The sequence below is a fragment of the Microvirga sp. 2MCAF35 genome (assembly GCF_052115545.1).
In the GTDB taxonomy this organism is placed as follows: domain Bacteria; phylum Pseudomonadota; class Alphaproteobacteria; order Rhizobiales; family Beijerinckiaceae; genus Microvirga.
In genome coordinates this window covers 143,256-168,070 of sequence record NZ_JBFRGW010000007.1, presented here as the reverse complement: position 1 = coordinate 168,070, position 24,815 = coordinate 143,256, and the positions used below count along the sequence as shown (strand labels likewise).

Sequence of the window (24,815 nt, the reverse complement as noted above, 5' to 3'; positions counted from 1 at the left end):
TTCCTGTTCCGAGCCAGCCTTCCAGGTCGAAAGCGTAGACGGATAGGCCCGTCCCAATGCCACTGCGTGCCTTCGGTTGACAGAAGGGTCTCTAGCGTTACCTCATCCCGTTCTGAAGAATCGGAACTCTCGCGTTCCGAAGGCTCCCGAACAGGTTTGGCCCGCATGTCCCGTCGCTTTGTCACTCTCGATGTCTTCACATCCGCGCGCTTCGCCGGAAATCCTCTCGCGGTCGTTCTGGAGGCCGAGGGATTGGATGATGGGGGCATGCAGCAGATCGCCAAGGAGTTCAATCTCTCAGAGACCGTCTTCGTGCTCCCTCCTTCCGAGCAGCGCCAGCGCGCCGACATCCGCATTTTCACCCCGGCTCGCGAGCTTCCCTTCGCCGGGCATCCGACCGTGGGAACGGCGGTGCTGTTGGCGCTGCTCGATCAGAACGGGCAGCCGGGCGCCGTAGCCTTCGGCCTGAAGGAGCAGGTCGGCATCGTCCCCTGCGTCGTCGAGGTGGAGAATGCGGCAGGCGGCAAGGCGCGGTTTCGCCTGCCGCGCTTGCCCTTCGTCTGGGGCGAGGGCAAGGAGAGCGCCGATTGTGCCTGGGCGCTCGGCCTCGACCCGACCGAGATCGGTTTCGGCCAGCATGTCCCGAGCCGTCATTCGGCCGGCGTGGGTTACGACCTCGTTCCCGTCTCGTCCCTGGAGGCGCTGGCGCGCTCCAAGCCCCATGGCGAGGCCTTCGATAAGGCGTTCGGCGATAGCGATCATCCGGCGGCCTACGTCTATGCCCGCGTGCCCGATGCGGACGGCCTGAGGTTCCGCGCTCGCATGTACGGTCCCGGCATGGGCATCGCCGAGGACCCGGCGACCGGCTCCGCCGCGGCTGCCTTCGCGGGCGCCCTCATGCAATGCGAGCCTCTGGGCGATGGCGAGCACAACATCGTCATCGAGCAGGGCGTCGAGATGGGACGTCCCAGCGAGATCATGCTGCAGATGGTGATCAAGGCAGGAGCGCTCGTGTCGGCGGAGATCGGCGGACAGGCCGTGATGGTGAGCCGCGGCGAGATTCTGTCGTGAACCGTGAGCCTCGGATCCGGCGCGTCACCCGCGTCGAGGCGTTCTGCCGTCCGTTCGATTGGGACTGGCCCAAACAAAATCGGGACTTCATCGCCGAGAACTGGAAGCGCCGCACGGCGGGCAAGCCGCAGATGTTCAACGGGCGGGTGCTGCTGCTCCAGGATGTGCAGTTCGAGCAGGATCTGTGCCGCAACATCTATTTCGAGGTCGATTACGCCGATTTTCTCGGCTGGATCGACAGGGACTATCCTGACCCGGCCATCGCCAACGGTTTCGCCATGGGGGCGCTGCGCGGCTCCGACGGCGCCTTCATCTGCGGGGTCATGGGGAATGGCACGACCAATGCGGGCCGGGTCTATTTCGCGGCCGGTACGCCGGATCCGAGCGACCTGAGACCTGACGGTACGGTCGATCTCGCCACCAGCCTCACGCGGGAGCTCGCCGAAGAGACGGGCCTTTCGGAAGGTGACTACCATGTGGACGACGAGTGGATCATCGTCCAGCGCTGGCCTACCATCGCGCTCCTGCGGATGGTGACGCTGCCGATGACCGCCGAGGAGGGCGCGGCGAGAATCCGCGCCAACATCGCTGCCCAGGATGAGCCTGAATTGGAGGACGTGCGGGTCGTTCGCGGGGCGGAGGATATCGACCCGGAGCGAATGCCGCTCTTCCTGCAATCCTTCTTCGGCTGGGTGTTCGATCAGCGATAGCCGTGGCGGCTCTTGGTGGCATCGACGATGCGTACGGCTTCCGCATCGCGCCCGCCGGCACACGCGGCGTCCGCCGGCCCGAGTTCCCGCTCCACCTGATTGTAGACCGACTGATTCACATGCCCCATGGCGAGATCGTTGCTCATCACGGCACGATACCGGTCGATCTCGCCCCTGCAGCCCGCTCCTTCCGGCATACGGAATCCGGACGGAGTGATGCTTGTCCCGGCAGGGGGAGGGGCCGAGGCGGTCTGGTTGCAGGCGGCGAGCGGCAGCGCCAGCAACCCCGTCAGGCACAGGGAACGGATCGCAAGTTTCATGAAACACTCCTTGATCGAAGAAGCGAGGGACAAAAGCCAAGCTTGATCCGATCTAGGGCGATTTGCCGGGAAACCAGTCCCGTCTCGCTTGGAGTCATAACCCATACAATAGTCGAGCCTTGCCTTTTCATTTGTTTCAACGACTTGCCATCCTGACGAAGCCCCATTACAAACAGGCCCGTTGTTCGCGGCTTCACGCCCGCGGCCGAGGAGGATTGGGCAGCGATGATCATCGGCTCCCACAGCGCATGGACGAACGGACCCGCTCCCGCGGCCGGTCGCGCGCGTCTTCTTGGCCTCCTTCTCCTTAGCTGCCCCTGAGGGTCGGCTGGGCGTCGTTGCCTGGGCTCTCAGGGGTTCTGAAACAGCAGGAACAACCCCTTGAGCGCAAAAGGCCGCTCCCCCCGAGAAGGACTAAAATCATGACCGCTTCCGTATCCGGCTCCTCCAAGGACCGCGTTCTGATCTTCGACACGACCCTGCGCGACGGTGAGCAATGCCCCGGCGCCACCATGACTCTGGAGGAGAAGCTCGAGGTTGCGGAGCTGCTCGACGTCATGGGCGTCGACATCATCGAAGCGGGCTTCCCCATCGCGTCCAACGGCGACTTCGAGGCCGTCTCCCTGATCGCCAAGCAGGTGAAGCGGGCCACCGTCGCGGGCCTCGCACGTGCCATCTCGGCCGACATCGCCCGTGCCGGTGAAGCGGTTCGCGATGCCGCGCGGCCCCGCATCCACACCTTCGTGTCCACCTCGCCCATCCATCTGGCGCACCAGATGCGCAAGTCGGAGGAGGAGGTGCTGGAGATCATCACCAAGACCGTGACCCAGGCCCGCAACCTGATCGAGGACATCGAGTGGTCCGCCATGGATGCTACCCGCACGCCCATCGATTACCTGTGCCGCTGCGTCGAGGCCGCCATCAAGGCGGGCGCCACCACGATCAACCTGCCCGATACGGTGGGCTATGCCACGCCCGATGAATACCGTGCCATGTTCCGGGCCGTCCGCGAGCGTGTGCCCAATGCCGACAAGGCCATCTTCTCGGCACACTGTCACAACGATCTGGGGCTCGCGGTCGCCAATTCCCTGGCGGCGCTGGAGGGCGGTGCCCGGCAGATCGAGTGCACCCTCAATGGCATCGGAGAGCGCGCCGGCAACGCGGCCTTGGAAGAGATCGTCATGGCGATCAAGACCCGCGGCGACGTGTTGCCTTATGAGACCGGTATCGAGGCCACCATGCTGACCCGCGCCTCGAAGCTGGCATCGGCCGCCACGTCCTTTCCGGTGCAGTACAACAAGGCCATCGTGGGCCGGAACGCCTTCGCCCATGAGAGCGGCATCCATCAGGACGGCATGCTGAAGAACGCCCAGACCTACGAGATCATGACGCCTGAGAGCGTCGGCGTTACGAAAACCTCCCTGGTCATGGGCAAGCATTCCGGCCGCGCGGCCTTCCGCAACAAGCTGGAGGAACTGGGCTACAGCCTCGCCGACAACCAGTTCCAGGATGCCTTCGAGCGGTTCAAGGAACTCGCCGACCGCAAGAAGCACGTCTACGACGAGGACATCGAGGCCCTGGTCGACCAGAACATCGCCACGGCGCATGACCGCATCAAGCTGGTGTCACTCCATATCGTCGCCGGGACCCGCGGGCCCCAGCGCGCCACCATGCGGCTCCAGGTCGACGACAGGGTCGTCATCGAGGAGCAGGAGGGGAATGGTCCAGTGGACGCCACCTTCAACGCCATCAAGGCGCTCGTGCCCCACGAGGCGGTGCTGGAGCTCTACCAGGTTCATGCGGTGACCGAGGGCACGGACGCCCAGGCCGAGGTTTCGGTGCGCCTCTCCGCCGACAATCGCAGCGTCACCTCCCGGGCTGCCGATCCGGACACCTTGGTCGCCTCGGCCCAGGCCTATCTGGGTGCCCTCAACAAGCTCATGAGCCGCGGCGCCCGCCTGCACGCCCAGCACGCAGCGGAGTAACGCTCCTCAATCCTGTCGCATCCCCGGTGTGCGCCGGGGATGCACGGTCGCGCGATGCTTCAATGGTAAGCGGGCCCTAAGCGACGATGAGGGCAGGAGTTGAGGAGCTTTTAGAACGGCAGGGCTGTTCTATGCTGAGGGTTCGATCCCGTCGAACTCGGCTCAGCTGCCGCGCAGGCCGATTGTCCTGCGCCCTTCGAAGTCGAATTTTCTTGAAGAGATTGGTGGGTGTGCAAGGATTCGAACCTTGGACCCGCTGATTAAGAGTCAGCTGCTCTACCAACTGAGCTACACACCCGTCGCCGAAGCGCTCTTTCGCGGCGCGATGTCCGCTGAAGAGGCCGTGCGTGTAACAAACCGCTTGGCCCCTGTCTAGCCTGTTTGAAGAGGTTTTTTGCATCCTGTGGCAGTTTTTGGCGGGACCCGGTCGCAAGGGGGGCCTGTGACTTTTCATACCATTTTCCGTGCCAGAGGAACGGTCAGGCTTTCCGATCATTGACATACGGCGTGTCGAAAGCCGCGCGTAAACGGCGGTAAGCGGGAGGCTGGCTCCTATGAACGATGAGTCGAAGATCGAACCTTATTCCGGTCCTGCAGGAGGCTGGGGGTCCGTTAGATCCGTCGAGAGCATCCTGACGAGGGAGGGGCGGCTCGTCAGCGGCAACGCGATCCTGCTCAAGCAGAACAAGCCTGATGGTTATGCCTGTGTGAGCTGTGCCTGGGCCAAGCCGGCGAACCCTCATCCTTTCGAATATTGCGAGAACGGCGCCAAGGCGACGGCGTGGGAGCTCACGACGAAGCGGATAACGCCCGAGTTCTTCGCCGAGCATACCATCTCGGAGCTCAGGACCTGGACCGACCACGATCTCGAGGAGGCCGGACGTCTGACGCATCCCATGCGTTTCGATGCCGCTTCGGACACCTATGTGCCCGTGAGCTGGGAGGACGCGTTCCACGAGATCGGCCGGGAGCTGAAGGGTTTCGACCCGCGCGAGGTGGTGTTCTACACGTCCGGCCGCGCTTCGCTTGAAACATCCTATATGTGGGCGCTGTTCGCCCGCCTCTACGGCACCAACAACCTGCCGGACTCCTCCAACATGTGCCACGAGAGCACCTCCGTCGCTCTGCCGAAAAGCATCGGCGTTCCCGTGGGGACCGTGATCCTCGACGATTTCGAGAAGACGGACTGCATCCTGTTCTTCGGTCAGAATGTCGGCACCAGCAGCCCGCGCATGCTCCACCCGCTCCAGGAGGCGTCGAAGCGGGGCGTTCCCATCATCACCTTCAACCCGCTCAAGGAACGTGGCCTCGAGCGCTTCACCAATCCGCAGGCGCCGACCGAGATGCTGACAGGCTCCGAAACCCGCATCTCGTCGCAATATCATCAGCTCAAGATCGGCGGCGACATCGCGGCGCTCATGGGAATGGCCAAGGCCCTAATCGAAGCCGACGACCGCGCCCGGGAGGTCGGCGGCAAGCCGGTTCTCGATCACGCGTTCATCGCCGAGCATACCCACGGCTTCGAGGAGTTCGCCCGAGCCGCACGGCAGGCATCGTGGCCCGAACTGGAACGACGCTGCGGACTGCCGCAGGAGGCCCTGGAAGCGGCTGCGACCGTCTATGCCCAGGCCAATGCTGCCATGGGCATCTACGGAATGGGGCTTACCCAGCACAAAGCCGGCGTCGAGAACGTGCAGATGCTCGTCAATCTGCTTCTCCTGCGCGGGAACATCGGCAAGCCGGGCGCGGGAATCTGCCCGGTGCGCGGCCATTCCAATGTGCAGGGACAGCGTACGGTCGGGATCTCGGAGAAGCCCGAATTGGTGCCTCTCGACAAACTCAAAGAACAGTACGACTTCGAACCGCCACGCTGGAAGGGGCTGACGACGGTCGAGGCGTGCGAGGCCATCATCAAAGGCGAGGTGAAGGCCTTCGTTGCGCTCGGCGGAAACTTCGTGCGGGCCGTGCCGGAGACTGACGCCATGGAGGGCGCCTGGACGCGCCTGCGCCTCTCCGTGCAGATTTCGACGAAGCTCAATCGCAATCATCTTATTCCCGGGGAGATCTCCTATATCCTGCCGTGTCTTGGACGCATCGAGATCGACGAGCAGGAAACCGGGCCCCAGGCCGTGTCCGTCGAGGATTCGACGGCCTGCATTCATGGCTCCAAGGGAATCGCCAAGCCGGCAAGTTCCGACCTTCTCTCCGAGCCGCGCATCGTCGCGGAAATCGCCAAGGCGACACTGGCGCCAAACGAGAAAGTCCCTTGGGATGAGTGGGTCGCCGATTATGCACGCGTGCGCGATGCGATCGAGAAAACCTATCCGGAAGACTTCCGTGGCTTCAACGAGCGCATGTGGCAGCCGGGAGGTTTCCACCGTCCCATCGCAGCGCGCGAGAGGAAATGGAAAACCGAAACGGGCAAGGCCAACTTTACGACCCCCAAAAGCCTGGAAGTGGATCTCGGCATTGCAGAGCAGAATTCCGACATCCTCAAGCTTATGACGTTGCGCTCCAACGATCAGTTCAACACGACTGTCTATGGCTATTATGACAGGTTCAGGGGCGTGCGCGGCACGCGCATGGTCCTATTCATGAACAGCAACGACATCGCACGCCTGAACCTGGCGGAAGGAGACCTCGTGACGCTGACGACCGCCGTCGACGACGGGGTGATGCGTAAGGTGGACGGCTTGCGCGTGACGCCCTACGATATTCCCGAAGGATGCTGCGGATCCTATTATCCGGAATGCAATCCGCTGATCCCGGTCTGGCATCACGCGGATGAAAGCAAGGTGCCGTCGGCGAAGTCCATTCCGATCCGGATTACTCTGATGCAGCAACAGCAGCCGGAGGCGGCGGAATAACGCTTAGGGCCACGCCTGTCATTCGTCCTGAACGCATCGAACTTCGGATATCCTGAGGGAACGAAGCTGCGCTGAACCGATTGTGTCAACAGCGAAGCTTCATCTCGGGCGTATGCCTGACGAGAAAAGGGTGCGCAACGCAGGCAATGGCACAACTCTTCACACCGGCAGCAACCACTCTGTTTCGGGTGGGGATCGTGCTCATCGGTCTGGGCGTCCTCGCTGCGGGCACAGTAGCCTATGTCTGGGCCCGCTCCGGCAGCACGTGGAATGTGGGTAAGCCCGCGCCGCAGCCGGTTCCATTCCGTCACGACCTTCATGGCGGATCCCTCGGCATCGATTGCCGCTATTGCCATTCCACCGTGGAACGCGCTGCGGATGCCGGCATGCCGTCCGCCCAGACCTGCATGTCGTGCCATTCGCAGGTGTGGGTTGGAGCGAGTGTTTTGGAGCCCGCCCGATCGAGCTTTCTCCTCGGACAACCGATCAGGTGGACTTCCGTCCATCGCCTGCCGGATTACGCATATTTCAATCATGCCGTTCATGTGACCAAGGGAGTGGCCTGCGAGACCTGTCACGGCCGCGTGGACCAGATGCCGAGGACGGTGAAGACTCAGACCATGTCCATGGGATGGTGCCTGGATTGCCATCGCGATCCGACGCCGCATCTTCGACCGCGCGAGGCGGTGTTTTCGATGGGATACGAACCGCACGGCAAGGGTCTGCCGGAGGATGTGCGGGTGTTCTATCAGGAGGCGTCCCGGCGCCTCACAAGCTGCAGCACATGCCACCGGTAGACGAAATGGCCGAGAAAGAGATACTCGATTTCGACGCCGTGAAGGCCCGCCTCGCAGAAGAGGAAGGGCCACGGCTGTGGCGCAGCCTTGAAGAACTGGCCGATATGCCGGAGGTCCGCCGGTACGTGGAGGCCGAATTCCCGGATATCGTGCAGGCTTCCTCCGTCGACCGGCGGACCCTGCTCAGACTCATGGGCGCCTCATTCGCCCTGGGAGGTCTTGCAGCCTGCAACGGCAGCGGGGCTGAAAAGAATGCCCCGCTTCTGTCGCAGAGCCGCAACATGCCGGGCTACACGCCGGGCGTGCCGATCACCATCGCCACGTCGCTGCCGTTGAACGGCTATGGCCGGGGTGTCCTGGTGAAGGCGCAGGAGGGGCGGCCGATCAAGATCGAAGGAAATCCGCTTCATCCGGCGAGCCTGGGAGCGACGGACGTGTTCGCCCAGGCCGAGATCCTCTCCCTTTACGATCCTGATCGCTCGGACGTCCCGCTACGGGGTGGGTTGCCAACAACCTGGGAGGAACTCACGGGCTTCATCGGGCCTCTGCGTAACGAACTTGTCGTCGGGAAGGGGCGGGAGCTGCACATCCTCATGCCGCCGACCTCGTCGCCGACCTTGCTCCGGCTGATGGCGCAGGCGCGGCAGCTCTTTCCCTTGGCGCGATGGCATGTGTTCTCACCTGTCGACGATGACAACAGGCGAAGAGCCGCGACGGCTGCATTCGGTCGGGACCTGGACCTCGTCTACGACCTGACCCAGGCGGATGTCATCGTCACTTTGGGCGGCGATCTCTTCGCCGAGGAGCCAGGGCATCTGCGCTACGCGGCCGATTATCAGGCGCGGCGGCGGACGCAGGATCGGGCATTGCCGCATCTCTCCGCTGTCGAGACGCGGCCCAGCCTTGTGGGAGCTCGTGCGGATGAGCGCACTCCTCTTCCACCCCGAGATTTCGAAGCCTTCGTTCAGGCCCTTGCGGTAGTCCTGGGAGCAGGCGCCGCGCCTCTCGGCAATGCGCATCCATCCGTCTCGAAGCTCGCGGATGCCTTGCGCCGTGTGGGACCACGCGGGTTGGTCGTCGCAGGACGCGAGCAGTCGGCCCGCGTTCACGCGCTCGTCCACGCGATCAATGCCCATATCGGTGCGCTCGGAACGACGATCCGCGCCATCGAACCGGTCAGGCCGGTGGCGAATGATAAAGGCACGCTGGCGGATCTGGCTGGAGCCATGGAAGCCGGCGAGGTCTCCCGTCTTCTCATTCTCGGGGGCAACCCGGTCTATGCCGCACCGGCCGACATCGATCTGGCGTCGCTCATCGCGCGGGTTCCTCTGTCGCTGCATCTAGGTCAGCATCGGGACGAGACGGCGGCGGTCTGCCACTGGCATGTTCCGGAAGCGCATCCGCTCGAGAGCTGGGGCGACCTGCGAGCCTTCGACGGAACGGTGGGCCTGCGGCAGCCTGCAACGATGCCGCTCAAGACGGGGCTGAGCGTCGAGGAATTTCTCGGCCTCATGGCGGGGCAGCATCCGGATGGGCAGGCGCTCGTCCAGGCCACGTGGCGGGAGGCCTGGGGAGACGGTTTCGAGGAGCGTTGGGCGCGCTCGCTCGAAGATGGCGTGATCGAGGGTTCGGCGTCGCCGGCAGTCGCGTTGACCGAGCGGTTCGATGTGACAGCTGATGCGGCAGCTCCTGCCACATCTGGTGGAATCGACGTGGTATTCGCTCCCGATCCCTCTGTCTGGGACGGCTCCTATGCCAATAACGGCTGGCTGCAGGAGCTGCCGAGGCCTCTGACGAAGCAGGTCTGGGGCAATGCGGCCCTCATCGGTCCGGAGACGGCGACCATGTTCGGGTTGACCTCGGGCGATGCGGTTGACCTGACGGTAGAGGGGCGGGTGATCCGCGCGCCGGTCTGGGTCATGCCGGGGCATGCGCCGGGCGCCGTGACCCTGACCCTCGGCTACGGCCGCCGGCAGGCTGGCAGGATCGGCAACGGCATCGGGTTCGATGCCTATGCGGTGCGCCCCTCCCGCCGGCCCTGGATCGCTTCGGGTGAGATCAGGAAGGTCGGCGAGACAATCCCGGTGATCTCGACGCAGCAGCATCACTCGCTCCAGGGGCGCGACATCGTGCGCGTGGTCGCGTCCGACAAGGACGCCGTCGAGGCGGCGACGGAGCAGCCCTCGCTTTATCCGGACTGGTCCTACGAGGGACATGCCTGGGGCATGGCCATCGATCTCGATGCCTGCATCGGCTGCAACGCCTGCGTCATTGCGTGCCAGTCCGAGAACAACATCGCGGTGGTCGGGCCGGAGGAGGTGGCCAGGGGACGGGAGATGCATTGGCTGCGGGTCGACCGCTACCATGCCGGGGATCCGGCCAATCCCGAGACGTATTTCCAGCCCGTGCCCTGCATGCATTGCGAGAAGGCGCCCTGCGAGGTGGTCTGCCCAGTCAACGCGACGGTGCATTCGGCGGAAGGACTCAACGACATGGTCTATAACCGCTGCATCGGCACGCGGACCTGCTCGAACAATTGCCCCTACAAGGTTCGCCGCTTCAACTTCCTCGACTATCAGGGCACGGATTACACCGCCGCGCCCGACGCCATGAACCCTCAGGTGACGGTTCGCGATCGCGGCGTCATGGAGAAATGCACCTATTGCGTCCAGCGCATCGGTGCGGCCCGGGCGGATGCACGCGTCGAGGACAGGCCTCTGCGCGATGGCGAGGTCGTGACGGCCTGCCAGCAGGCTTGCCCGACACAGGCCATCGTGTTCGGCGACGTGAACGATCCCGGCAGCGCCGTGAGCAGGCTCAAGGCGAGCCCGCGCAACTACGCCCTGCTCGGCACCCTGAACACGAGGCCACGCACGACCTATCTCGCCCGCATCGAACCGTCCTCCGAGAATGGGTAGCCGCATGACCAGCGAGGCCCAGGCCGTCACGAGAACAGTCGCGGAAGTCCCGCTCGCCCGGCGCTTCGGCATGATCTGGTGGGGCGCGCTGCTGGCCTCCGGGGCGCTCGTGCTGCTTCTCGGCTACACCCTGGTCTTGGTCGCGCTTGTCGGCGTCGGGGTCTGGGGCATCAACATCCCGTTCGTCTGGGGCTTCGACCTGATCAACTATGCCTGGTGGATCGGCATCGCCAACGGGGCGAGCCTCTTCGCGGCCATTCTGGTGCTGTGCCGCCACGATCTGCGCACGGCGGTCAATCGCTTCGCGGAAGGCGTGGCGTTCTTCGCGGTCATCTGCGCGGGGATCTTTCCGATCTTTCATCTCGGGCGCCCCTGGCTGTTCTACTGGGTGTTTCCCTACCCGGCGACCTTCGAAGTATGGCCGCAGTTCCGCAGCACTCTCATGTGGGACTTCTGGGCCATCAGCACCCATGCCATCGTCACCAGTCTGCTCTGGTATGTCGGCCTCATTCCAGATCTCGCGACCCTGCGCGACCGCGCACGGAGCAGGAATGTCAAGCGCCTCTACGGCGTCTTCGCCCTCGGCTGGCGCGGATCGGTGCTGGACTGGGCCTATCATCAGCGCGCCTATCGCCTCGTCGCGATCCTGGTGCTGCCCCTGATCCTCATCATGCAGAGCACGGTGGCCTTCGAGTTCGCCGTGACCCTGGTGCCCGACTGGCACGAGACGCGCCAGCCGCTCCACTTCGTCGCCACCGGCTTGGCGCAAGGGCTGTCGATCGTGCTCCTCGTCGCCGTCCTGTTGCGCTGGGGCTTGCGGCTGGGGCCGTATATCGACGAGGGCGACATCGACCTCCTGGGCAGGCTCGTCCTCGCGAGTGCCCTCGTATCAGCCTATCTTTATGTCGACGAGATCGTCGCGGCGCTCCTTGCAGATGGGATTGCCCAGGAGGCCACGTTCAATCGCCTGACAGGCGATTACGCGGGGCTCTACTGGACGGCCATCGTCTACAGCATCCTGATCCCGCAGCTCCTCTGGCTCAAGGCCGCGCGCCGGAGCACCATCGCGTGCGTCTTCGTCGGATTCTCCATCGGCGTCGGCATCTGGTTCGACCGCTTCTCGATCATCGTCGGCGGCCTCCAGACCGATTACCTGCCGTCGATCTGGCGCACGTACAGCCCGACCCTCGCGGAAACAGGGCTCTTCCTTGGAACCGTCGGGCTGTTCGCAGCCCTCCTGCTGCTCTTCGCGCGCTTCCTGCCCGTGGTCTCCATGTTCGAGACACGCCATGACGAACATGAGGAGAAATCGTCATGACGCAGCCTCCTTACGGTATCATAGCCGAGTTCAGGTCGCCGGATGCGCTGATGGACGCCGTCAGGGCAACGAAACGCGCGGGCTTCACCCGGATCGATGCGTTCAGTCCCTTTCCGCTTCCCGACCTCGCCGATGAACTCGGCATCCGCACGAGCATCATTCCCTGGATCGCGTTCGTGACGGCGCTGGTCGGGGCTGGCCTCCAATACGGTTCTCAATACTGGATGAACGCCATCGATTATCCCTTGAACGTCGGTGGACGGCCCCTCAACAGCTGGCCGACCTTCATCCCTTCGACGCTGATCGTCGCCATCCTCTGGGCCGGGGCCGCGACCTTGCTCGGCCTGCTCGTGATCCTCCGGTTGCCGCGGCTTCATCATCCGGTCTTCTCCGTTCACGGCTTCGAGCGGGTGACCAACGACCGCTTCTTTCTCTGCGTCCTGAGCGAGGATCCGCTTTTCGACAGCGGAGCCACACGGGAGTTCCTGGAAACGCTGTCGCCGCAGGCGGTGCGGGAGGTCCCGGCATGCGATTAGCCGTTGCTCTCATCCCTGCCGTGTTTCTGGCGGCCTGCGATATCGGTACCGAGGAGCGCAACGAGGTCGCTTCGACCCGCACCGTCCAGCGCCCGCATGTGCCTGTTCCTCCCGGCGCCATCGCCCGGGGAACGGCGGCACGGGAGGCGGCGCTCGCACCTCCCGGACCGGAGGTGACGCGAGAGCTCCTGGCGCGCGGCGAAGAGCGGTTCCGGGCCTTCTGCGCACCATGTCACGGGGCGAGCGGGCGCGGCGACGGAACCATCGTCTCACGCGGCTTCCCGGCCCCCCCGTCTTATCACGAGGAGCGGCTGCGTTCCCTGGCGCCGGAGCAGATCGTCCAGGTGATCACCCATGGCAAGGGGCGGATGTTCCCCTACGCCGATCGCATTCTGCCTGAGGAGAGATGGGCCATCGCGCATTACGTGAAGGACCTGCAGGCGCGAGGAACGGGCTCGCCTTTCGATCAGGAAGCGGCGAGGCCATGAGCACGATGGAGGTCTTCTACATCGTGTTCGTCGGTCTGACGGGACTGGCGATGGGGAGCCTCGTCGTGCTCATGCTCGGCCATCTCATGAGCGAGCATTGGCTGGCTCCCGTGCGAAGCGAGATCGAGGCGGCCGCCCTGACGCTGCCGCTGCTCCTTCTTCTCTCAATACCGCTCGCGTTCGGGCTCGAACAGGTTTTCCCATGGGCCAGCTGGCGAGATGATCTGCCGCCCTTTCGGGCGGCATTCTTAAGTCCGGCGTTCTATCTGCTGAGGAGTGCCATCTATCTCGGGGTCTGCATTGCTTTGGCATTCTGGCTGACCCGGACCCCTCATGTCCGCCGCGCGAGCGCCATCGGATTGGCCTGTCTGATTCCCGTCATGAGCTTGTCGGCCTATGACTGGGTTCTGTCGCGCGAGCCGCATTGGTGGTCGAGCCTGTTCGGGTTCGCCTTCGGCCTGAGCGAGGCTCTCGCGGCGCTCTCCATCGCCATCCTCGTGGCCCTGCTCAAGACCGAGCCCGCTTCTCCTGTGCGCCTGAAGAGCCTGGAGCGCGCTCTGCTGACCCTGGCGCTGCTCTCGGTCTGGACATGGTTCGCGCAGTTCCTGATCGTCTGGCTCGCCAATCTTCCGCAGGGCGCGGAATGGTACGCGCGGCGTTCGGATCCTCAGAGCCTCGCTCTCGTGGCCGTTTCATACGGCCTGATGCTGGCTGCCATTCTGGTGCTGGTTCCCTCGGGCGTGAGCCGGATCGGCATGATCGTCGGAAGCGCGCTCGCCCTGCTGCATCACGGAATCCATTTCGTCTGGATCCTCCAGCCGCAAGGCGCTCCGTCCTGGATCGACCTGGGTGTCATGGCGGCCCTCATGGGCCTCTGGGGTGGCGCTCTCACGATCGTGATGCAGCTTCGGCCCACTTACGCGGAAGAGGCCGCAGCGGAGCCTTAGCTCTTTACGTCAGACCCTGCCGCCTGATGGGGAACGATGCGCCGCGTGCGGGGCTCCGTCTCCGATGGCTGGGGAGCCGGTTTCGGAAGATCCGCCGTCGTGTCCTCCTGCCTGCGGAGCGGGAGCGCCGGATCGGGAGGATAAACTGGGTTCTCGCCGGCGCCGAGGGTGTAGAGATAGCTTGCGACATGGCGGGCTTCTGCTTCCGTCAGCCCCTGCGCCGGCATGCCCGTTTGCGGCTTGAGCGCCACGGGATCGACCAGCCACGCGATCAGATTCTGCGGAGTGTTCGGGAGAAAGCCCGCGAGCAGATGTTGTTGCGCATAATCCCTCAACTCCGGGCCGACCTTGCCTCTGGCGCCTCTCACGCCGCTGATCGTGTGGCAGGTGCCGCAGCCATAGGCCTGGATCAGCGCCCGGCCGCGCCCTGGCTCCGCGCCCGCGATGGTCGAAGCGGCTGCCTGCTCCTGCTGGTCGCCGCAGGAGGGTAATCCAGCGAGGGCCGGGACGATGGCGATGCGCAGAAGAATGTGCCTGTTCATGGGCTCTGCTTGAGGGGATCCGACGAGGCAACCGGTAGTCTCGATCTCCGTTCCCGCCCGAGAGTGTCTTGTGATGAGTCGCTTCGCTCGAACGCCTTCTGCGGGATGTTTTGCGGGAACCAAGTCTCACGGCCAAGCTTATCCGTTCAATGCATGCAAGACCATGTAGGGCGGATGGATCTGGAAGCGACTCGGCATGGGCTCCCCTGGCGGCGCACGGCAACGACCCGTGCGGCGGCGCTTGCGTGCGCCGTGTCGCTTGCGGGCTGCAGCGGCGTGCAATCGGCCCTCGACCCGGCCGGCGGCGATGCGCTTCGGATCTACTGGCTCACCGTGATCATGACGGTGGGCGGAGCGCTCATCTTCCTCCTCGTCACCGGGCTTCTGCTCTATGCGATTTTCGCCCCGCCCGAGCGCCGGGCCTGGCTCAGCGGACGCAGGACCATTGTCGTCGGCGGACTCGCCTTTCCGATCGTCGTTCTGTCGGGTCTTCTGCCTTACGGGCTGATCGTCATGCGCGACACCGACGTGCCGATGCCCGGCGCGCTTCAAGTGGAGGTGGTCGGCGAGCAATATTGGTGGCGGGTGAAATACGCGGCCGAAGGTGCGAAGCCTGAATTCTCCACGGCCAATGAGCTTGTCATACCCGTCGGCCAACCCGTGACCGTGACGGTGACCGCCGCCGACGTGATCCACAGTTTCTGGATTCCGAATCTCGGCGGCAAGGTCGACATGATCCCGGGGCGCATCAACCGCCTCAGCTTCACGGCGGAGCGGCCCGGCATCTATCGCGGCGTCTGCGCCGAGTTCTGCGGCGACCAGCATGCCCGCATGGCCTTCGACGTGGTGGCGCTGGAGCCCGCAGCCTTCGAAGGCTGGAGAGCCGCGCAGGCGAAGCCCGCGCGGTCACCGGATCTTCCGTTTCTCGCGCGCGGCCGTGAGCTGTTTCGCGCCGGCGGGTGCGGGTCCTGCCATGCGGTGCGCGGAACCGACACCGATAGCGCCTTCGGGCCCGACCTGACCCATGTGGGAAGCCGACGCACCATCGGGGCAGGCCAGTTCCCCAACAATGTCGGCACGCTCGCCGGCTGGATCGCCAACACGCAGCACATCAAGCCGGGCGTGCGGATGCCATCCTACGGCTCGTTCACGGGTGAGGACCTTCGGGCGCTGGCGGCTTATCTGGAGAGCCTGAAATGAACGCGCCCGGGCGCTCCGAAGCCTTCGACGAGCGGGAGCAGGAGCTTCCCAATCCGCTGCCGCGCCCGGCGGGCGAGTTCGAGGCGCTCAAGAAGACATGGGAGGCTCCGCGCGACCTCAGCTTCATCACGGCCGTGAACAACACCTATGTGGGCCTGTGGTATGTGGGCACGGCGTTCCTGTTCTTCATCCTGGCGGGAATCCTCTCGCTGATCATGCGCGTGCAGTTGGCGGCGCCGGAGGGCGATCTCGTCGGGCACAATCTCTACAATCAGCTCTTCACCATGCACGGCACGGTGATGATGTTCCTCTTCGCCGTTCCGGCCGTGGAGGCGGCGAGCGTCTATCTTCTGCCGAACATGCAGGCCGCCCGCGACCTGCCGTTCCCGCGCCTCTCGGCCTATGCCTACTGGGCCTATTTCGTCGGGGGCCTCGTGTTCTTTTGCACGATCTTCTTCGGCCTCGCGCCCAATGGCGGTTGGTTCATGTATCCGCCGCTCACGGGATTGAAGTACTCGCCCGCCGACAATGCGGATTGGTGGCTCCTCGGCATCGGCTTCATCGAGATCTCGGCCATCGCGGGCGCCATCGAGATCATCGTCGGCGTGATGAAGACCCGAGCGGTCGGCATGAGCCTCGACAAGATGCCGGTCTATTCGTGGGCCATGCTCGTCTTCGCCGTCATGATCGTCATCGGCTTCCCGGCGATCATTCTCGGCACCCTGCTGCTCGAGATGGAGCGCGCCTTCGACTGGCCGTTCTTCATCGCCGAGAGGGGCGGGGATCCGCTCCTGTGGCAGCACCTGTTCTGGTTCTTCGGCCACCCGGAGGTCTACATCATCTTCCTGCCCGCGACCGGCATGGTGTCGATGATCGTGCCCGCCATGGCGCAGACGCCCCTCATCGGCTACCGGCTGATCGTGCTCGCCCTGGTGGCCACGGGCTTCCTCTCCTTCGGCCTGTGGGTGCATCACATGTTCGCCACGGGCCTGCCGAAGATATCCTTAAGCTTCTTCTCCGCCGCCAGCACCGCGGTGGCGGTGCCGAGCGGAATCCAGGTCTTCGCCTGGATCGCCACCATCGCGTCGGGACGCATGAAGCTGACGACGCCGTCGCTCTTCATCATCGGCTTCCTGTTTATCTTCACCCTCGGCGGCCTCACCGGCGTGATGGTCGCCATGGCGCCCTTCGACTGGCAGGCGCACGACAGCTACTTCATCGTGGCGCACCTGCATTACGTGCTCATCGGCGGCATGGTGTTCCCGCTCTTCGCGGCCTTCTATTACTGGGTGCCGGTGGCGAGCAAATATGCGCTCTCCGAACGGATTGGGCGCTGGGTGTTCGGCCTCATGTTCGTCGGCGTCAACGTGACCTTCCTGCCGATGCACATCACCGGCCTCATCGGCATGCCCCGGCGCGTTTACACCTATCCGGTCGGCATGGGATGGGACGCGTTCAATCTGGTGTCCACCATCGGGGCCTTCATGATCGCCGCCGGCGTCGCGGCCTTCCTGTTCGATCTTGCTCGAAAATTCCGTTTCGCGTCGGACGACAATGCCGGCAACGTCTGGAATGCGAGCACGCTCGAATGGCTCCCGAACGCCAATTACAACACCCGCAGCATTCCGGTCGTGGTGAGCCGTGACCCGCTCTGGGATCAGCCCAACCTGTCGAAGGATGTGGAGGACGGACGCTACTACCTGCCCGGAACCGTGACCGGCGGGCGCGAGACGCTGGTGACGAGCCCCTTCGACGCGAGGCCGCAATATATCCTGCAGGTTCCTGGCCCTGGCTGGCAGCCGCTGCTCGCCGCCGTGTTCACGGCCGCGTTCTTCCTGCTTCTCACCGTCAAGATGGTGCTCCTATCGGCGACCTGCGGCGTGCTCGCGGTCCTCTGCGTGGTCTGGTGGCTCTGGGAGACCGATCCGGGCCCGGTCCGCCCGCCTGCCGCTATCGGCGGCGGGATCGTAGTTCCCGTCTACGTGACCGGATCCATGAACCATTCCTGGTGGGCGATGATCGTCCTGATGGTCGTGGCCGGCATGGTCTTCACCTGCCTGATCTTCTCCTATCTCTTCCTGTGGCTCGTGAATCCCGCCGCCTGGCCGCCGCAGGGCGTTGAATTGCCCGAACGTCCTGCGCCCATCGTCGCAGCGGCTCTCCTCATCGTCAGCGCTGCGCTGATTGCCTACGCGAGCCGCCGTTTAAGAGGCGCCGATCGCCGCAGTCCCCGATCGGTGCCTATCCTGATCGCCGTGGCGCTGCTGCTCGTCGTCGGCGCCTCGGCGACGGATCTCTGGGCGCATTGGCAATCGGGCCTGAGACCCTCTGTCCATGCCTATGGAGCGGCCGTCTATGCCATTATGTCCCTGCAGATCTTCTTCGTGCTGACGACGCTGATCATGGGCCTCTACACCATTGCCCGCTGGCTCGCGGGCAGGCTCGACAGCGTCCGCCGTACGACCTTCGACAACACGATGCTATTCTGGTTCTACACGGTCGGTCAGGGCCTCGTCGGACTCGTGGTGGTCCACGGCTTCCCGCGCCTGACGGGGGGCGTCTAGCATGAATGGGCGGCGGACGGGACAGGTCCTCCTGATGCTGGCGGGCCTCATCGCATGGGCGGTCCAGTTCACGATCATCTATGCCGTGACATCCACGTTATGCGGCCGCGAATGGGCGGATGCGACGATCCTCGGGGTCGGAAGCGTTCACGCCATCGTCCTGCTCACGACGCTCGCAGCCCTCGGCGTTGCGGGCTGGTCTCTGCTCTGGTCGCGTTGCGTCCATGGCAGGCTCGGGGAAGCGGCCGCGGCATCCGATCGCTTCATGAGCCAGGCGGGGGCGCTGATCAGCGGTCTCTCGCTCGTCGTCATTCTCTGGCAGGGCATCCCTGCCTTCATCCTTCCGGCTTGCGCGTGATGCGCTCGATAGACGAGGTTCGACCATGATCAACTGGCAGGAGATATTCATACCCTCTCACTCGGTCCTGGAGACCATTGTGCGCGGGACGATGGTCTACGTCATGCTGTTTCTGATTCTACGCTTCCTGCTCAAACGTCAGACCGGCGTGATCGGCGTCGCCGACCTGCTCGTGATCGTCCTCATCGCCGATGCATCGCAGAACGCGATGGCGAGCGAGTACAAGTCGGTCACCGAGGGGATCGTCCTCGTTCTCACCATCGTGTTCTGGAACTACGCCATCGACTGGCTCGGCTTCCACTTCCCCGCCTTCCAGCGCCTCACCCGGCCGCCGCCGCTCCTGCTGATCGAGAACGGCAAGATGCTGCCGCGAAACATGCGCCAGGAGATGATCACGACCGAGGAACTCAACAGCCAACTTCGGGAGCAGGGCATCGAGCACTGTTCCGAAGTGAAGCGGGCCTATATCGAGGGCGACGGGACGATCAGCATCATCCGGAAGGACAAGGAAGAACCCGGAGGAAAAAACGAATCCGTGAAGGGAGTAGCCTAAGCCCTCAGACAATGCCCCCGCTGCCGCCCGCGACGGCGGGGCGCTCCTCGGCGACCATTCGGCGGTAGCCGCTGGCCCGGTAGGCCGCGATTGGGTCGACGGCGCCTCCGGCCTGCAGCCGCGCCATCGCCAGGATCGGCTCGATATCGGTGCGGTAGGCGGCCTTCAGGGTCTCGGACGCCATGAGGGCATCGTTGTCGTCCTGATAGCCTTCGAGGGCTTTCCGGTTCACGAGGAGCGCCTGGGCATAGGCGCGGCGGATCTCGTTGGCGCTGCGGATCAGGCTCTCGATGGGATCGGTCACGTTGTGCGACTGGTCGATCATATGGGCCGGGTGGAAGTTCTCGGCCCGGCGGTGCTCCGCATCCACCAGCTCGTTGAAGACGAGGAAAAGCCGGTGGGGATCGATGGCGCCCGCATCGAGGTCGTCATCGCCGTATTTCGAATCGTTGAAATGGAATCCGCCGAGCTTTTTGAACTGGATCAGGCGGGCAACGATCATCTCGATGTTCACGTTCGGCGCATGGTGGCCGAGATCGACGAGGCAATAGGCCTTGTCGCCGAGCTCCTGGGCGATCAGGTAGTTGGTGCCCCAATCCTGCACCACGGTCGAATAGAAGGCTGGCTCGTACATCTTGTGCTCGGAGAAGATGCGCCAGTCGTCCGGAAGGCGCTTGTAGATCGCCTTCATGGCATCGAGATAGCGCTCGAAGCTCCGGGTGAAGTTCGCCTGCCCCGGGAAGTTGGAACCGTCGCCGATCCACACCGTGAGCGCCTTGGAACCGATGGCCTGCCCGATCTCGATGCACTCGATGTTGTGCTCGACGGCCTGCTGACGCGTCGCCGCATCCGTATGGCTCAAGGAGCCGAACTTGTAGCTCTTCTCCTGGCCCGGCGCGTCGGAGAAGGTGTTGGAGTTCATGGCATCGAACCCGAGGCCCAATGCGTCGCCGTGCGCCTTGAGCCGCTTCGGATCGTCGACCTTGTCCCACGGAATGTGCAGCGAGACGGTCGGCGTCGCGCGGGTGAGCTGGTGGATCACCGCGCAATCGTCGAGCTTGTCGAAGATGTTGCGCGGTTCGCCGAGGCCGGGAAAGCGCGCGAACCGGGTGCCACCCGTGCCGACGCCCCAGGATGGGACCGCCACGAAGAACTGTCGCACCTTGCCGGTGACGGTATCGATGTCGACGCCGTCGCGCGCCAGCTTGGCACCCAGAGCATCGTAATCCGCCTTCAAGGCGCTCATGCGCTTCTCGTTGTCGGCGGAGACGATCTCTCCCGCAATCCTCTGTTCGGTCATGGCGTCCTCCCTTCTTTGCTTTGTCGCATTTTTGGACGGTGAACCGGATTCACTTCACCGAAAAATGCTCTTGGCTTATCGCGTGAACGACGTCGCGTTGCCCGCATCCACATTGATGATGTTGCCGGTCGATTTCGCGGATAGATCGGAGGCGAGGAAGTAGATCGCCTCCGCGATGTCCTCCGGGAAGACGTTCAGCTTCAGCAGCGAGCGCTTGCGGTAATGTTCCTCCAGCTCGTCGACGGCGAGCTTGGAGGAGGCGGCGCGCTGCTCGCGCCATTCGCCCGTCCAGATTTTGGAGCCGCGCAGCACCGCGTCCGGGTTCACCGTGTTGACGCGGATGCCGGCTTCCGCGCCTTCCAGCGCCAGGCAGCGGGCGAGGTGGATCTCCGCCGCCTTGGCGGTGCAATAGGCGGAGGCATTGAGCGAGGAGGCAAGACCGTTCTTCGATGAGACGAAGACCACGTTGCCGCCGAGCTTCTGGCGCCGGAACAGGCGGAAGGCTTCACGCGAGACGAGGAAGTAACCGGTCGCGAGAATCTCGATGTTGCGGTTCCACATGGCAAGATCGGTATCCTCCACGGGAGCCGAGGACGCGATGCCCGCATTGGACACGAGGATGTCGATGCCGCCGAACTCGACGCTGGCTTCGATGAAGGAGGACAGGACGTCCGGCTCGCTCGTGACGTTGAGTGTCACGCCGCGCACCGAATCCTGTCCGAAGCGCTTGGAGAAATCCTGCACCGTCGTTGTCAGCGATTCCTGATCGATATCCGCCAGCACCACGCAGGCGCCTTCGCCCACCAGACGCTCGGCCGTGGCACGGCCGATCCCGCCGGCGCCACCGGTGATGAAGGCCACGCGGCCGGCGAGGCTCTTCGGCTTCGGCATGCGCTGGAGCTTGGCTTCCTCGAGCAGCCAGTATTCGATGTCGAAGGCCTCCTGCTCAGGGAGGCCCTGATATTCGGACACCGAGGAGGCGCCGCGCATCACGTTGATCGCGTTGACGTAGAACTCGCTCGCGATGCGCGCCGTCGCCTTGTCGCGGGCGAAGGACAGCATGCCGACGCCCGGGATCAGGAAGATCACCGGATTGGGATCGCGCATCTTCGGGCTGTTCGGATGCTTCGACTGCTCGTAGTAGCGCGTGTAATCGGCGCGATAGGCCTCCAGTGCCGCATCGAGACCGGCGAGCACCGCATCGACGTCCGGTGTCTTCGGCTCGAAGTCGAGGACGAGCGGACGGATCTTCGTGCGCAGGAAGTGATCCGGGCAGCTGGTGCCAAGCTGGGCGAGGGGCTTCAGATCCGCCGAATTGACGAATTCGAGCACGGCGTCCTGGTCGTCGAAATGGCCGAGCTTGCGCTCCGCCTGGCCGATCTTGCCCCGGATCTCCGGCATCAGGCGCGCTGCAACCTTACGGCGCTCGTCCCGCGAGAGGCTGGAGGTCACGAGGCCGCCGAAGGCGGATTTGCCGGCCGTCCGCTCGGCGAACCATTGAATGGCCTGATTGATGATCCGCAGGGTGAGCGCGTAGCATTCCTTGGCGTCGTCGGCCCAGGTGAAGAGGCCATGGCTTTCGAGCACCACGCCCTTCGCATTGGGGTTGGCCTTGGCGAAAGCTTCAAGATCGAGGCCCAGCTGGAAGCCCGGGCGACGCCACGGCAGCCATCCGATCTCGTCGCCGAAGATCTCCCGGGTCAGTTCACGGGAGTTCCTGGATGCCGCGATGGCGATGATCGCATCCGGATGCATGTGATCCACATGCTTGTAGGGCAGGAAGCCGTGCAGCGGCGTGTCGATGGAGGCGGCGCGCGTGTTGAGGTTGAAGGTGGCATGGGGCAGGAAGCCGACCATGCGGTCTTCGCCCTCGACGCCCTGGTAGAGGTTCTTCAGCGACCGGAGCTTGTCCATGTAGAGGGTGGCGAAGCCGTCGAGCTTGATCGTGCCGACATCACCGCCCGAACCCTTGACCCAGAGCACCTCGACCTTCTCGCCGGTGAGGGGATCGGTTTCCAACACCTTGGCCGAAGTATTACCGCCGCCGTAATTGGTGATCCGCTTGTCGGCGCCGAGGAGGTTGGACCGGTAGAGCAGGAGGCCCGGCTCGTCCAAGGTGGCGGCCTTGGCGTCGTCCCATTGATTGTCGAGGAGTCTGACGGCTTGGGTCGCGGTGTCCACAATATCCTCCTATCCGCTTATGGGACGCGGAACGCCCCGAAATTGAGCGGAAAGTTGGCCGGGGGCCTCGATATTGTCAACCATTTTCGATCAAATTCGATCAATAATGATCATTATACGAAGGTGGTATGGCGAACTTGATTGACTGTGATCGGTTGCCTGCGCAGTCTAGGGTCGCAACTTGCGTGAGCCTGAAAGGGATTCGATCCTTCCGATCATTGTCGATCAGCCTTGTTGAGGAACCATGCACGAACGTGAAAGGCACCGGATCATCCTGAGCGCCGTCCAGGAGAAGCCGGTCGCGACAGTCCAGGATCTCGTGGAGCTGACATCCGCCTCGGAAGCCACGATCCGCCGCGACATCGCGGCCCTGCACGTTCAGGGACGCCTGCGCCGCGTCCGCGGTGGGGCGGAGGCTCTTCATCCGGCTCAGATCGGCAGCCTCGCGGCCAAGCCGTTCCGGGTGTCGGAAGGCGAGAACCTCGCGAAGAAGCGTGCCATCGCCCGCGAGGCCGTGGCTTTGTGCACGGAAGGGGACGCCATCATCATCAATGGCGGTACCACGACGTTTCAGATGGTGCATTACCTGACGACCCGACGGCTGCAGGTGTTCACGAACTCGTTCGCCATCGCCGAGCATCTCGTGAAGCATTCGAAGAACCAAGTGATGCTGCCGGGCGGCTCGATCTACCGTGACCAGAGCATCATTCTCTCGCCCTTCGAGAACGACGTGACGCGCAATTTCTATGCGCGCCGGATGTTCATGGGTGCCCAGGGTGTCGGCGCGCTCGGTGTCATGGAGCAGGATGCGCTGATCATCCAGGCCGAGCAGAAGCTGATCAACCAGGCCGACGAGCTGGTTCTCATGGTGGATTCCACCAAGTTTCAGCGCCGCTCCAGCCTCATTCTCTGCGCGCTCGATCGTGTCTCGACGCTGATTACCGACGACGCCATCCCGGATTCAGCCAGGACCATGATCGAGAATGCCGGAATCAAGCTGATCGTCGCCGGAACGACGGCGGCGGATCGGACTGAGGAAGCCTCATCGGCGGCCTGAGAGCCGGCGAGGGGTATTTGAAAAGGGAGGAAGAACATGAAAGCAATTGCAAAGCTTGCCCTCGGCACGGCGTTGGGTCTGGCGCTCTTTGCCGGATCGGCGAGCGCACAGAATATGAAGATCGGTCTCGTGGCGAAGTCGCTCGGCAACGGCTTCTTCGAGGCGGCCAACAAGGGCGCCCAGGAAGCCGCGAAGGAACTCGGCGGCGTCGAGGTCATCTATACCGGTCCGACGAGCACGACCGCCGAAGGGCAGATCGAGGTCATCAATGCGCTCATCGCCCAGCGCGTGGATGCGATCGCCATCTCGGCGAACGATCCCGACGCCGTCGTTCCCGCACTGAAGCGGGCCGCGCAGCGCGGAATCAAGGTGATCTCCTGGGATTCGGCCGTCGGCAAGGACGGGCGCATCGTGCACCTCAACCCGTCGTCGAACGAGCTGATCGGCAACATGTGCCTCAAGCTCGCGGCGGACCACCTGCCTGACGGCAAAGGCGATTTCGCGATCCTGTCCGCGACCTCCACCTCGACCAACCAGAACACCTGGATCGCCGAGATGAAGAAGCAGCTTCCGAAATATCCTGGGCTGAACCTCGTCACGACCGTCTATGGTGACGATCTGGCCGACAAGAGCTATCGTGAGGCTCAGGGCCTGCTGAAGTCCCATCCGAACGTGAAGGTGATCGTTGCTCCGACGACGGTCGGCGTGCTCGCCGCCTCGCAGGTGGTGAAGGATGCCGGCAAGATCGGGCAGGTCTACGTGACAGGCCTCGGGCTTCCCTCCGAGATGGCGGGCGCGGTGCATTCCGGCGCGACGAAGGAATTCGCCATCTGGAACCCGATCGATCTCGGCTATTCCGCCACGCAGATCGCCTATCGCCTCGTGAAGGGTGAGACCGACGGCAAGCCCGGTGCCGAAATCAATGCCGGCCGCATGGGCAAGATCAAGATCGGCGACAACGGCGAGGCCGCCATGGCCGATCCCTTCGTCTACGACAAGAACAACGTCGACGAGTTCGCCAAGATCTTCTGAGATCGGCAAGCCACTTGGCGGGAGGGCGCGGACAGCCGCGCCCTCCTTGCTCTCATCGGCACTTGGCAGGG

At 63.9% G+C, this 24,815-nt stretch carries 20 protein-coding genes and 1 tRNA gene; 16 read left to right on the top strand and 5 right to left on the bottom strand.

The genetic code is table 11. The features are described from left to right. Window positions 1-165 precede the first annotated feature (165 nt). Window positions 166-1,071 (top strand): PhzF family phenazine biosynthesis protein, encoded by a 906-nt coding sequence (locus AB4097_RS05745; protein WP_442037649.1) that lies wholly within the window; start codon window positions 166-168, stop codon window positions 1,069-1,071. After that, entirely contained in the window at window positions 1,068-1,781 is a 714-nt protein-coding gene (locus AB4097_RS05740; protein WP_442037648.1) for an NUDIX hydrolase, read from the top strand. The genes AB4097_RS05745 and AB4097_RS05740 overlap by 4 nt, the downstream gene beginning before the upstream one ends. Here the strand turns inward: AB4097_RS05740 and AB4097_RS05735 are convergent. Beyond that, window positions 1,772-2,101, bottom strand: coding sequence for a hypothetical protein (locus AB4097_RS05735; protein WP_442037647.1), 330 nt, complete (start codon window positions 2,099-2,101; stop codon window positions 1,772-1,774). The genes AB4097_RS05740 and AB4097_RS05735 overlap by 10 nt on opposite strands. Window positions 2,102-2,523: 422 nt before the next feature. On the opposite strand from AB4097_RS05735, the gene AB4097_RS05730 reads away from it, so the two are divergent. Next, window positions 2,524-4,086, top strand: a complete 1,563-nt coding sequence (locus tag AB4097_RS05730) for a 2-isopropylmalate synthase (protein WP_442037646.1) — start codon at window positions 2,524-2,526, stop codon at window positions 4,084-4,086. A gap of 222 nt (window positions 4,087-4,308) precedes the next feature. Here the strand turns inward: AB4097_RS05730 and AB4097_RS05725 are convergent. Next, window positions 4,309-4,384: transfer RNA gene (locus AB4097_RS05725), tRNA-Lys, on the bottom strand. Window positions 4,385-4,640: 256 nt separating this feature from the next. Between AB4097_RS05725 and AB4097_RS05720 the strand changes: the two genes are divergently transcribed. The 7 genes from AB4097_RS05720 to AB4097_RS05690 all read left to right on the top strand — a co-directional run bounded on the left by AB4097_RS05720 (window position 4,641) and on the right by AB4097_RS05690 (window position 13,957). After that, window positions 4,641-6,953 (top strand): FdhF/YdeP family oxidoreductase, encoded by a 2,313-nt coding sequence (locus AB4097_RS05720; protein ID WP_442037645.1) that lies wholly within the window; start codon window positions 4,641-4,643, stop codon window positions 6,951-6,953. A 146-nt stretch (window positions 6,954-7,099) separates the two neighbouring features. Continuing rightward, window positions 7,100-7,750 carry a cytochrome c3 family protein gene (locus tag AB4097_RS05715; RefSeq protein WP_442037644.1) on the top strand — a complete coding sequence of 217 codons (651 nt, stop codon included), beginning with the start codon at window positions 7,100-7,102 and terminating at the stop codon, window positions 7,748-7,750. 5 nt (window positions 7,751-7,755) lie between these two features. Then, entirely contained in the window at window positions 7,756-10,668 is a 2,913-nt protein-coding gene (locus AB4097_RS05710) for a TAT-variant-translocated molybdopterin oxidoreductase (RefSeq protein ID WP_442037643.1), read from the top strand. A gap of 4 nt (window positions 10,669-10,672) precedes the next feature. Then, a complete protein-coding gene (gene nrfD / locus AB4097_RS05705) occupies window positions 10,673-11,986 on the top strand; it encodes an NrfD/PsrC family molybdoenzyme membrane anchor subunit (protein WP_442037642.1) in 1,314 nt (437 codons plus the stop codon). Beyond that, window positions 11,983-12,522: a DUF3341 domain-containing protein gene (locus tag AB4097_RS05700; protein WP_442037641.1), complete on the top strand. Its 540-nt coding sequence runs from the start codon at window positions 11,983-11,985 to the stop codon at window positions 12,520-12,522. Before nrfD ends, AB4097_RS05700 begins: the two co-directional genes overlap by 4 nt. Beyond that, the gene (locus AB4097_RS05695; protein ID WP_442037640.1) at window positions 12,513-13,010 is read left to right on the top strand and encodes a c-type cytochrome; all 498 of its coding nucleotides are present in this window, start codon (window positions 12,513-12,515) and stop codon (window positions 13,008-13,010) included. Before AB4097_RS05700 ends, AB4097_RS05695 begins: the two co-directional genes overlap by 10 nt. Then, window positions 13,007-13,957 carry a hypothetical protein gene (locus tag AB4097_RS05690; protein WP_442037639.1) on the top strand — a complete coding sequence of 317 codons (951 nt, stop codon included), beginning with the start codon at window positions 13,007-13,009 and terminating at the stop codon, window positions 13,955-13,957. Before AB4097_RS05695 ends, AB4097_RS05690 begins: the two co-directional genes overlap by 4 nt. Here AB4097_RS05690 and AB4097_RS05685 read toward each other — a convergent pair. Next, a complete protein-coding gene (locus AB4097_RS05685) occupies window positions 13,954-14,499 on the bottom strand; it encodes a c-type cytochrome (RefSeq protein ID WP_442037638.1) in 546 nt (181 codons plus the stop codon). The genes AB4097_RS05690 and AB4097_RS05685 overlap by 4 nt on opposite strands. A 153-nt stretch (window positions 14,500-14,652) precedes the next feature. On the opposite strand from AB4097_RS05685, the gene coxB reads away from it, so the two are divergent. The 4 genes from coxB to AB4097_RS05665 are packed head-to-tail and all read left to right on the top strand — an operon-like array spanning window position 14,653 to window position 19,174. After that, window positions 14,653-15,699 carry a cytochrome c oxidase subunit II gene (coxB, locus tag AB4097_RS05680; protein ID WP_442037637.1) on the top strand — a complete coding sequence of 349 codons (1,047 nt, stop codon included), beginning with the start codon at window positions 14,653-14,655 and terminating at the stop codon, window positions 15,697-15,699. Next, on the top strand, window positions 15,696-18,263 hold the full coding sequence (locus AB4097_RS05675) for a cbb3-type cytochrome c oxidase subunit I (protein ID WP_442037636.1): 2,568 nt from the start codon (window positions 15,696-15,698) through the stop codon (window positions 18,261-18,263). The genes coxB and AB4097_RS05675 overlap by 4 nt, the downstream gene beginning before the upstream one ends. A 1-nt stretch (window position 18,264) precedes the next feature. Continuing rightward, a complete protein-coding gene (locus AB4097_RS05670; RefSeq protein WP_442037635.1) occupies window positions 18,265-18,621 on the top strand; it encodes a hypothetical protein in 357 nt (118 codons plus the stop codon). A 25-nt stretch (window positions 18,622-18,646) separates the two neighbouring features. Next, window positions 18,647-19,174: a DUF421 domain-containing protein gene (locus AB4097_RS05665; RefSeq protein ID WP_442037634.1), complete on the top strand. Its 528-nt coding sequence runs from the start codon at window positions 18,647-18,649 to the stop codon at window positions 19,172-19,174. A 4-nt stretch (window positions 19,175-19,178) separates the two neighbouring features. Here AB4097_RS05665 and rhaI read toward each other — a convergent pair whose 3' ends face one another. Both rhaI and AB4097_RS05655 read right to left on the bottom strand, forming a co-directional pair. Further along, the gene (gene rhaI, locus AB4097_RS05660) at window positions 19,179-20,474 is read right to left on the bottom strand and encodes an L-rhamnose catabolism isomerase (protein ID WP_442037633.1); all 1,296 of its coding nucleotides are present in this window, start codon (window positions 20,472-20,474) and stop codon (window positions 19,179-19,181) included. Window positions 20,475-20,549: 75 nt separating this feature from the next. Further along, window positions 20,550-22,655 (bottom strand): bifunctional rhamnulose-1-phosphate aldolase/short-chain dehydrogenase, encoded by a 2,106-nt coding sequence (locus tag AB4097_RS05655; protein WP_442037632.1) that lies wholly within the window; start codon window positions 22,653-22,655, stop codon window positions 20,550-20,552. 244 nt (window positions 22,656-22,899) lie between these two features. On the opposite strand from AB4097_RS05655, the gene AB4097_RS05650 reads away from it, so the two are divergent. Continuing rightward, window positions 22,900-23,712 (top strand): DeoR/GlpR family DNA-binding transcription regulator, encoded by an 813-nt coding sequence (locus tag AB4097_RS05650; protein ID WP_442037631.1) that lies wholly within the window; start codon window positions 22,900-22,902, stop codon window positions 23,710-23,712. Window positions 23,713-23,748: 36 nt separating this feature from the next. After that, complete coding sequence (rhaS, locus tag AB4097_RS05645; protein ID WP_442037630.1) at window positions 23,749-24,744, top strand: rhamnose ABC transporter substrate-binding protein; 996 nt, start codon at window positions 23,749-23,751, stop codon at window positions 24,742-24,744. The last annotated feature ends 71 nt before the right edge of the window (window positions 24,745-24,815 follow it).